At 73.9% G+C, this 9,552-nt stretch carries 10 protein-coding genes; 9 read left to right on the top strand and 1 reads right to left on the bottom strand.

The window, feature by feature from the left end; all coding sequences use genetic code 11:
* From ETD96_RS34070 to ETD96_RS34030, 9 genes are all read left to right on the top strand, one after another.
* On the top strand, positions 1–684 hold a 684-nt coding region (locus ETD96_RS34070), incomplete at its 5' end, for a LysR substrate-binding domain-containing protein (RefSeq protein WP_138640597.1).
* Positions 685–746: 62 nt separating this feature from the next.
* Positions 747–2,558, top strand: a complete 1,812-nt coding sequence (locus tag ETD96_RS46125; protein ID WP_205719585.1) for a serine/threonine-protein kinase — start codon at positions 747–749, stop codon at positions 2,556–2,558.
* Positions 2,559–2,632: 74 nt separating this feature from the next.
* Entirely contained in the window at positions 2,633–3,271 is a 639-nt protein-coding gene (locus tag ETD96_RS34060; protein ID WP_138640596.1) for a histidine phosphatase family protein, read from the top strand.
* 48 nt (positions 3,272–3,319) lie between these two features.
* Entirely contained in the window at positions 3,320–3,910 is a 591-nt protein-coding gene (locus tag ETD96_RS34055) for a TlpA family protein disulfide reductase (RefSeq protein ID WP_240808428.1), read from the top strand.
* On the top strand, positions 3,907–4,650 hold the full coding sequence (locus ETD96_RS34050; protein WP_138640595.1) for a cytochrome c biogenesis CcdA family protein: 744 nt from the start codon (positions 3,907–3,909) through the stop codon (positions 4,648–4,650). The genes ETD96_RS34055 and ETD96_RS34050 overlap by 4 nt, the downstream gene beginning before the upstream one ends.
* Before the next feature lies 1 nt (position 4,651).
* Positions 4,652–6,400, top strand: coding sequence for a cytochrome c biogenesis protein ResB (resB, locus tag ETD96_RS34045; protein WP_205719584.1), 1,749 nt, complete (start codon positions 4,652–4,654; stop codon positions 6,398–6,400).
* A 4-nt stretch (positions 6,401–6,404) separates the two neighbouring features.
* The gene (gene ccsB, locus ETD96_RS34040) at positions 6,405–7,415 is read left to right on the top strand and encodes a c-type cytochrome biogenesis protein CcsB (protein WP_138640594.1); all 1,011 of its coding nucleotides are present in this window, start codon (positions 6,405–6,407) and stop codon (positions 7,413–7,415) included.
* 158 nt (positions 7,416–7,573) lie between these two features.
* Positions 7,574–8,578: a hypothetical protein gene (locus tag ETD96_RS34035; protein ID WP_138640593.1), complete on the top strand. Its 1,005-nt coding sequence runs from the start codon at positions 7,574–7,576 to the stop codon at positions 8,576–8,578.
* A 44-nt stretch (positions 8,579–8,622) separates the two neighbouring features.
* Complete coding sequence (locus ETD96_RS34030; protein ID WP_138640592.1) at positions 8,623–8,895, top strand: hypothetical protein; 273 nt, start codon at positions 8,623–8,625, stop codon at positions 8,893–8,895.
* Positions 8,896–9,011: 116 nt separating this feature from the next.
* Here ETD96_RS34030 and ETD96_RS34025 read toward each other — a convergent pair whose 3' ends face one another.
* Positions 9,012–9,215 carry a BldC family transcriptional regulator gene (locus ETD96_RS34025; protein ID WP_021593176.1) on the bottom strand — a complete coding sequence of 68 codons (204 nt, stop codon included), beginning with the start codon at positions 9,213–9,215 and terminating at the stop codon, positions 9,012–9,014.
* Between the last annotated feature and the right edge of the window lie 337 nt (positions 9,216–9,552).

The raw sequence follows: 9,552 nt of genomic DNA, 5'->3' as shown, positions 1-9,552 counted from the left end.
ACCCGGGGCATCGTAGTGGGCCAGCTCACCCTCGCCGCCTTCCCCACCGCCGTCCGCGGGCTCGTGCCGAGCGCGCTGCGCGCCCTGCGCGCCGACCACCCCGACCTGCGCGTCCTGCTCCGCGAGGAGGACCCGATGCGCAGCATGCCGCTGGTCTCCCGCGGCGACCTCGACATGGCCGTCGTCCAGGACTGGAACAACGAGCCGCTGCCGCTGCCCGAGGGCCTGCGCAAGGGCGTCATCTGCGACGACGTCGCGGACGTGGCGCTGCCCGCCGACCACCCCCTCGCCGGCCGCGACACGATCGACCTCGGCGAGCTGGCCGGCGACCCGTGGATCAGCTCCGTGCCGGACAGCATCTGCTGCGACTGGCTGCTGCGCACCCTCCGCGCCGCCGGCAGCGAGCCCCGCATCGACCACATGGCCTACGAGTTCGCGACGCAGCTGTCCCTGGTCGCCGCCGGGCTCGGCTGCGTGATCCTGCCGCGCCTCGGCCGCTGCGACGTCCCGCCGGGCGTCGCGATCGTGCCGCTGGCCGCGCCGCTGTCGCGCCGCGTGTACGCGGTGTGGCGGGAGGAGGCGGCCCGCCGCCCGGCGATCCGCGCCGCCGTCACCGCCCTGCGCGCGGCCGTCCCGGCCGACGTCCCCACCGACGCTCCCGCCGACGTCCCGGCCCCGGCCTGACCTGCCCTCGCACCCGCCCCGGGTCGCCACGCGCGAACCTTGTTCGGTAGGTTCTCGCGATCATGGAAGGCGAGTGGCGGGTCGGCGGGTACACCGAGGTGCGCGAGCTGGGCGCGGGCGCCCAGGGGCGGGTCGTGCTCGCCCGGCACGACGCGTCCGGCACCCCGGTGGCGATCAAGTATCTGGCGGCGCGGGCGGACGAGGCGGACCGGGAGCGGCTCCGCCATGAGGCGCTCATGCTCGGCCGCGCGAACAGCCCGCACGTGGCGCGCCTCTTCCGGCTCGTCGAGGGGCCGGACACCGCCGCGATCGTCATGGAGGCCGTGGACGGCGTCTCCCTCAAGGAGGTGCTGGCGCGGCACGGCGCGCTCGGCCCGGAGGCGGCGCTCGCCGTCCTGAAGGGCTCGCTGCTGGGGCTGGCCGCCGCGCACGCGGTCGGCGTCGTCCACCGCGACTACAAGCCCGCGAACGTCGTCGTCCCTGCGGACGGGCGGAGCCGCCTCGTCGACTTCGGTATCGCCACCCCCGCCGGGGAGGAGGCGGGCGGCGCGGGGACCCCGTACTACATGGCTCCGGAGCAGTGGAGCAGGCACGTCGCCACGCCCAGGACCGACGTGTACGCCGCGACCTGCGTCTTCGTGGAGTGCGTGACCGGGCAGCGGCCCTACGGCGGTGGCCGTGCCGAACTGATGCGGGCGCACCTCACCGGCGAGATCCCCGTCGATGCCGTGCCCGAGGCGCTGCGGCCGCTCGTCCTGCAGGGCATGGCCAAGTCGCCGGAGGATCGTCCGGCCGGCGCCGCCGCCTTCGTGGACGACCTGGAACGCACCGCCCAGGCCGCCTACGGCCGGGACTGGGAGGCCCGGGGCGTGCACGCCCTGTCGGCGGGCGCCGTGGCGCTCGCCGCGCTGTTCCCGCTCGCCGCCTGGCTGATGCCGGGCGCCGCGGGTGCGGCGTCCGCCGCCGGAGCCGGCGCCGCCGGAGCCGCCGCGGGAACGGGCGCCGCCGTGGGAGCCTCCGGCGCCGGGGTGTCCGGGGCCGGGACGGCGTCGGTCGCCGGGAAGGTCGCCGCGGGCTCCGCCGTCAAGGCGTTCCTCGGCAGCGGCGCGGGCCTCACCGCCGTCGCGGTCGGCACGGTCGCGGTCGTCGGCACGGGCGCCATCGCCGTCCAGCAGGTGACCGAGCAGGACCCGGCGCCGCGCCCCTCGGCGACGGCCCGGGTCGCCGCCACCGTCGCGGACGTGAGGCCGTGCATCACGCGGGCGCCGGGCGCGGTGATCACCCCGACCGACGGCCCGGCGAAGGTGACGCTCCCCGCGCAGGTCAAGATGCCGAAGAACGCCGCCGTGTACCGCTCCGGGCAGGGGCTGCTGATCGGCCCGGCGGGCGCGGAGTGCGAGGCGTCGGTCGGCGCGAACGCGGGCGCCAGCTCGGTCGGCGACTTCGGGACGGCCCTGGTCGAGCAGAACTGGCAGGGCTCGGTCGGCGGCATCCGCATCCAGATGTGCACGTACTTCCCGGACTCCGCCCAGGCGCAGCGCGAACGCGCGCAGGGCAACGAGTGCTCGTCCATCCTGTCGACGCGCACGCCCCTGGCGACCGGCGTGCCCGGCTACCAGGCGGTGCTCACCCGCGGCCCCGGCACCGACAACCTCCCGCCGTCGCCGGCGGTGAAGGCGGAGCTGGCCGTCCTGACGCCGCGCGGCGTCACCTGGCCGATCACCTGCACGGCGCCGGCCGCCCAGTCCGCCATCTGCGACGCCGCGCTCTTCTACTGGTTCACCCAGCGGCTGGAGGACGCCAAGCCCCCGAAGGCCGACCTCGACCGCGCCGCGAAGGCCATCTCCGAGTTCGTCGCCTCCACCCGCATCTGACCCCGCCGAGCGGCGCCGCCGTACTGGTGGGACCGGGGACGGGCCGGGTGGTGAGCGCGGGTAACCTGACCGCGATGACTGACACGACGATCGTTCACCTGCTCCGGCACGGTGAGGTGCACAACCCCGAGGGCGTCCTGTACGGGCGGCTGCCCGGGTACCGGCTGAGCGAGGACGGCGTCCTGATGGCGAAGGCCGCCGCCAAATGGTTCACCGACCGGGACGTGACCGCGCTGTTCTCCTCGCCGATGCAGCGGGCGCTGGAGACCGCCGCGCCCCTCGCGGACGCGATGGACCTGCCCGTCACCGTGGACGACCGTCTGATCGAGGCCGACAACCACTTCGAGGGGCTGACGTTCGGGGCCGGGGCCGGGTCGCTGCGCCGCCCCGAGCACTGGCGCCACCTGGTCAACCCGGTCAAGCCGTCGTGGGGCGAGCCGTACAAGCAGCTCGCCGCCCGGATGCGCGCCGCCGTGATCAGGGCGCGGGAGGCGGCGCGCGGGCACGAGGCCGTGTGCGTCAGCCACCAGCTGCCGATCTGGATCCTGCGGCTGCACGCCGAGCACCGCCGGCTGTGGCACCACCCGGGCCGCCGCGAGTGCGGGCTGGCCAGCCTGACGAGCCTGACGTTCGAGGGCAGCCGGCTGGTGGAGGTGGCCTACTGCGAGCCCGCCGCCGGCATCGCGAAGGGCCCCAGTGTCGCGGGTGCCTGACCGCACCGCTAAGTTGAGTACTACGTCTTGTAGTAGTAGGAGGGTCCGTTGAGCCCCCGAGTCTCCCCGCTGCGCGCCGCCGCCGCTGCCGCCGCGCTCTGCGGCCTGCTGGCCGGCTGCGCCGGGACCAACGCCTCCGGGAGCGGGCCGGACGGCGGCGACAACCGCTTCATCGCCGGCGACGGCAACATCACCGAGTACAAGCCCGCCGGCCGCAAGGGCCTCCAGGACGTCACCGGGCAGCGCCTCGACGGCAAGGCGTTCCACCTGTCGGAGCTCAAGGGCAAGGTCGTCGTCGTCAACTTCTGGGCGTCGTGGTGCGCGCCGTGCCGCGGCGAGGCGCCGTCCCTGGAGCAGGTCTACACCGAGAACAAGGCCGCGGGCGTCGAGTTCCTCGGCGTCAACTTCAAGGACTCCAAGGCCAACGCCCAGGCGTTCGAGCGCAAGTTCAAGGTGACCTTCCCGAGCCTGTACGACGCCGACGGCCAGGTCACGCTGGCGTTCCGGGAGGTGCCGCCGAGCGCGATCCCGAGCACCCTCGTCCTCGACCGGCAGGGCCGCGTCGCCGCCCGCATCATCGGCGCGACGACGTACTCCAAGCTGAACCCCCTGGTCGCCAAGGTCGTCCAGGAAAAGTGAGTACGGTCAGCGAGACGGTGGTCGGCGGGTCGCTGGTGGCGGCGGCGCCGCTCGCCGCGCTCGCCGGGCTCGTCTCGTTCGCCTCGCCGTGCGTCCTGCCGCTGGTCCCCGGCTACCTGTCGTACGTGACCGGGATGACCGGCGCCGACCTCGCCGACCAGCGGCGCGGGCGGCTCGTCGCCGGGGCGCTGCTGTTCATCGCGGGCTTCAGCGTCGTGTTCGTCAGCTACGGCGCGGTCTTCGGCGGGCTCGGCCGGTGGCTGCTGGAGTACCAGGACACGATCACCCGCGTCCTCGGCGCCGTCACGATCGTGTTCGGGCTCGCGTTCATGGGGCTCATCCCCGGCCTGCAGCGGACCTTGAAGTCGGGGCGGCTCCCGGCGGCCGGTCTGGCCGGCGCGCCGCTGCTCGGCGTCCTGTTCGGGCTCGGCTGGACGCCCTGCATCGGGCCGACGCTCGGCGCCGTGCAGGGCCTCGCGATCGCCGAGGCGAGCGCGGAACGGGGCGCGCTGCTGTCGCTGGCGTACTGTGTCGGGCTCGGCCTCCCGTTCGTGCTCACCGCGATCGCCTACCGCAGGGCGCTCGGCGCGTTCGGCGCCGTGAAGCGCCACTACCCCCTGGTCATGCGGATCGGCGGGGGGATGCTCGTCCTCATCGGGGTGCTGCTGGTGAGCGGCCTGTGGGGTGACCTGACCATCGAGCTGAAGTCGTGGATCAGCGGCTTCGAACCGGTGATTTGAGATGACTGACACCAAGCACGACCTCAAGGACGACCCCCGGGAGTCCGGTACCGAGGCGCCCGCCGCGCGGCAGGCGCCGGCGGAGGTGCCGCACCCGAAGGGCATCGGCCCGCTCGGCTGGCTGCGGTGGGGCTGGCGCCAGCTCACCACCATGCGCACAGCCCTGATCCTGCTGTTCCTCGTGGCGCTCGGCTCGGTGCCCGGGTCGATCCTGCCGCAGCGGGGGCAGGCGCCGGAGAAGGTCGTCGCCTACCTGGACGAGCACAAGACGCTCGGCCCGTGGCTCGACAAGTTCTCGATGTTCGACGTGTTCGCCGCGCCCTGGTTCGCGGCGATCTACATCCTGCTGTTCGTGTCGCTGGCGGGCTGCGTGCTGCCGCGGGCCGTCCAGCACTACAAGTCGATGCGGGCCCGCCCGCCGGCGGCGCCCCGCAACCTCGGGCGGCTGCCGCAGTCGGCGAAGTACGAGACGGACGCCTCCCCGGAGGAGGTGCTCGCCGAGGCGCGCACGGCGCTGCGCGGGCGCCGGTTCCGGGTGGACGAGTCCGGCGGCGCCGTCGCCGCCGAGAAGGGCTACCTGGGCGAGTCGGGCAACCTGCTGTTCCACCTGGCGCTGCTCGCGCTGCTGTTCGCGCTCGGCCTCGGCAACCTGCTCGGCTACCGGGGGAACGTGCTGCTCACCGAGGGCAAGACGTTCGCGAACTCGCTCGGCCTGTACGACCAGTTCGAGCCGGGGCGCGCGTTCACCACCGGCGAGCTCGCCCCCTTCACGATGACGCTGGACGACTTCAAGGCGACGTACGAGACCGACGGCGCCAAGCGCGGCCTGGCGACCGACTTCAACGCGCGGGTCCGGTACCGGGAGAGCCCGGACGCCGAGGAGAAGCCGTACGACCTGAAGATCAACCATCCGCTGATGGTCGGCGGCGCGAAGGTGTACCTGCTCGGCCACGGGTACGCGCCCGCGTTCACCGTCCGGGACGCCAAGGGCAACGTCGCCTTCCAGGACACGGTGCCGTTCCTGGAGATGGAGCCGCGCAACCTGACGTCCGAGGGCGTCATCAAGGTCCCCGACGCCCAGCCCGACCAGCTCGCCTTCTACGCGATCCTGTGGCCGACGGCGGTCGCCAGCGAGGACGGCAAGCAGATCGTGTCGGGGTTCCCGGCGCCGCTGCGCCCGGTCGTCACGATCACCGCGTTCAAGGGCGACATCGGCCTGGACTCCGGCACCCCCCAGTCGGTCTACAAGCTGGAGGGGATCGGCAAGACGCTGCAGCCGGTCAAGGACGGCCAGAAGCTGCTGGAGCCGGGGGAGACGTTCAAGCTCCCGAACGGGGCCGGCTCGATCACGTTCGACGGGCTCAAGGAGTGGACGAGCCTGTCGGTCAACCGCGACCCGGGCCGCATCCCGGCCCTGGTCGCGTCCATCCTCGCGGTGCTGGGCGTGGCGACCTCGTTCATGGTCCGGCGGCGCAGGGTGTGGGTCCGTGCGAGCGCCGGGAAGGGCGGGCGTACGGTGGTGGAGGTCGGCGGTCTCACGCTGGGGAACCCGACCTCGGAGTTCGACGACATCGTGACCGCGCTGCGCGGTCCGGCGGACGGGCCCGCCCCCGAGCCCGAGTCAGGCGAGCCCGAATCCGGTGAGCCCGAATCCGGCGAGCCCGTGTCAGGTGAGCCCGTGTCAGGTGAGCCCGGCCCCGACCCCGACGCCGATCAGGAATCCGGGTCGGCGCCCGAACCGAAGGAGTGACGAGGTGAGCACTGCCGACCTCGCGAACCTGAGCGACAAGCTCATGCTGACCACCGTCGTGATGTACATCGTCGCGATGGTCGCCTACGCCGCCGACCTGGGCTTCGGCCGCCGCCGCGCGGCCGCCGCCCCGGCGGCCGCGGCGGAGTCGGCGGAGGCGCCGGCGAAGGTGCTGGTCGGCGCCGCGGGCGCCGAGACCGTCGCGGGCGACGCCGGCGGCGGCACCGCCGCGGCCGGGGCGGGGCAGGACGGGGCCGAGCCCGGCCGCGTCCGCGCCGACTGGGCCCGGCTCGCCATCCTGCTGAACATCCTCGGCTGGGGCGCGCACCTCGGCGTGCTGGTGACCCGCGGCCTCGCCGCGAACCGGTGGCCGTGGGGGAACATGTACGAGTTCCTCACCGCGATCGCGTTCGCCGCCGTCACCGCGTTCCTGGTCGTGCTGATCCGGTACCGGGCGCGCTTCCTCGGCGCGTTCGTCATGATCGCCGCCGCCGTCGCGCTCGGCGTCGCGAACATCTGGCTCTACGACTCGGTCGGCCCGGTCACCGCCGCGCTCAACTCCTACTGGATCGCCCTGCACGTGTCCGCCGCGATCATCGCCACCGGCGCGTTCACCGTGGCGGGCGCCGCGACCCTCCTCTACCTGGTGAAGGACCGCGCGGAGGCCCGCGGCGGCGCCGCGGAGGGCGGCGTGCTGTCGCGGTTCCCGTCGACCGACGGCCTGGACCGGCTGTCGATGCGGGTCACCACGTTCGCGTTCCCGATCTGGACCGCCGCCATCATCATGGGCGCGATCTGGGCCGACCAGGCGTGGGGCCGCTACTGGGGCTGGGACCCCAAGGAGATCTGGTCCTTCATCACCTGGATCATCTACGCCGCCTACCTGCACGCCCGCGCCACCGCCGGCTGGAAGGGCCGCAAGGCCGCGGTCCTGTCGCTGGTCGCGTTCGCCGCGCTGATGTTCAACTTCTTCGGCGTGAACTACATGTTCTCCGGCCTGCACTCCTACGCCTGAGCAAAGCGAACCAGGGGGGCGTGGGGGCGTCGCGCGTCCCCGTGAGTGACTCGCGGGGATGACGGGATGTCGGGTTCCGGCTTACCCTGCCTCCGGGGACCCGGTCCAGCGGCGCACGCCGCTCGATACCCCGCGGGTCCCGCGGACAGAGGAGCCCGATGCGCTTCAAAGGCGTCCACCGCAAACCCCGGGAGCAGCGGGCCCGGGAGGTGCTCCGCGGCGGCCGGTTCCGACCCGAGGCGGGCCGGGACGGCGCCGGCGGGGACGAGCTCGCCTACGCCTCGTCCCCGCCCGACTCGGGGCGGACGCGGCCGCGCAGCAACCAGCCGCGGGACCGGTTCGGCCGGTTCCGCAAGGCGGGCCGCGACGACGACTTCGCGGTGGAGGGCCCGGACGCCGGGCCGGCCGGCGCGGACACCGCCGGCGGCCCGCGCGGGCTGACCGGCCGGCTCGCGCGGCGCGGCCACGGGCGGCCGCGCGCCGGCGACTACTCCTGGAGCGACTTCGAGCTGGACGACGACCGGCTCCGCGTCGAACCGCACCCGCCCGGCATGCCGCACGCCGCCGACGGCCGCCGCCACTGCGGCGTGCTGGAGGACGTCCTGCACCGGCAGTGGGACGTCCGCGACGGGCCGCCGCCGCCCGAGGTGATCGGCGCGGTGGAGAGCCTGGCGTCGCTGCCCGAGCGGCTGAAGGAGAAGCTCGCGGCCGGGCTGGACGGCATCTACGTGGGGCCCGGCGGGGTGCCGCAGCTCGACGACATGGGCCACCTGCGCGACCGGCCGCTGCCGTCCGGCCGTGCGACCTGGGACATCTGCGCCGGCGCCTACGGCGACCGCAAGATCGTCGTGGGGGACCGGCCGTCCCCGACCCCGGACGTGATGCTGCACGAGGTCGGGCACGCCCTCGACGACATCGACGGCGCCGACGGCGAGTGGACGTCCGACAGCCCCGCGTTCCGGAAGCTGTACGAGGAGTGCCTGCCGCACCTGGCGAGCGGCTTCCACCGGCAGCCGGGCGCGCTCGGCCGCCGCGAGTTCTTCGCCGACGCGTTCGCCGCGATCTCCTCCCGGCAGCGTCCCGCGCTCGTGGATATGCTCGCCGGCAACATCAGGACGGCCCTTGAGGTCATGCTCTTCTTCAACCGCGAGTACGGGATCTAGGACACCGTGATGACGGCGACGGCAGACGGCGAGGGTGATCGACGATGTACGTGATCCGGCTCCCCGACGGCACGCTCCGGGTCCCGCACAGCGTGATCGCCGGCGCGGACGGCTCCGAGCCCGGATCCGGCGCGCGCGAGGGACGGATCATCGCCGACGCCTATGTGGAGATCGGCCCGGACGACCCCGACTACGACCGGCTGCTCCGCGAGTCGCTCACCGAGGAGGAACTGGAGGACCGGCGGCGCCGCTGGCGGGACGAGGACGCGGACCTGCTCCGCCGGTTCGAGGAGTGGAAGGGGGACGCGGAGGACTGAGCGCCGGAGGGCGCGGGGAGCGCGGGGCGCGGGGCGTCCCCGGGGCGGTGCGATGCCCCGGCCGCCCGGCTGGATGGACCGTCGAGGGCGCGGCGGTCCGGGCGGCCAGAGCCTCGTCAGCGGGCCGAGTGCTCGGCGACGGGCTCCTCGCCGCGCAGCAGCGCGTGCACCTCGGACTCGCGGAAGCGCCGGTGGCCCCCCGGAGTGCGGATGCTGCTGATGCGGCCCGCGGCGGCCCACCGGGTGACCGTCTTCGGGTCGACCCGGAAGAGGGCGGCGACCTCCCCTGGGGTCAGCAGGCGCTCGCTCGTGCTCTCCACGTTTTCTCTCCCCCTTTGTCCCGCTCTCGGCGCGGGTGGACTGTTTACAGTGTGGCGGGTCAAGACCGATTTCTCCCTTGTTTTCGGAAAAGATCACCGACCGTAGTTTCCCGAGCAGGAGCGATCGCGCTCGGTATTCGGCACTGTGGCCACCGCTCCCGCACTGACCCCATTTGACCTGCCAAGTCACGGGGGAAACGGGCTGCGGCGCGCCTGCGGCGCGGCGCGCGAAGTAGTCTTCGAGACCATGTCCGATCTTGTTTCGCTGCCGGAGATCGAGCGGGCCGCCGAGCGCGTCGCGGGCGTCGCCGTCCGGACCCCGCTCGTCCCGTTCCCC

The organism is Actinomadura geliboluensis, from assembly GCF_005889745.1.
GTDB classification, from domain to species: domain Bacteria; phylum Actinomycetota; class Actinomycetes; order Streptosporangiales; family Streptosporangiaceae; genus Spirillospora; species Spirillospora geliboluensis.
The sequence above is the reverse complement of the archived record's forward strand: the minus strand, read 5'-3'. Positions and strand labels throughout refer to the sequence as shown.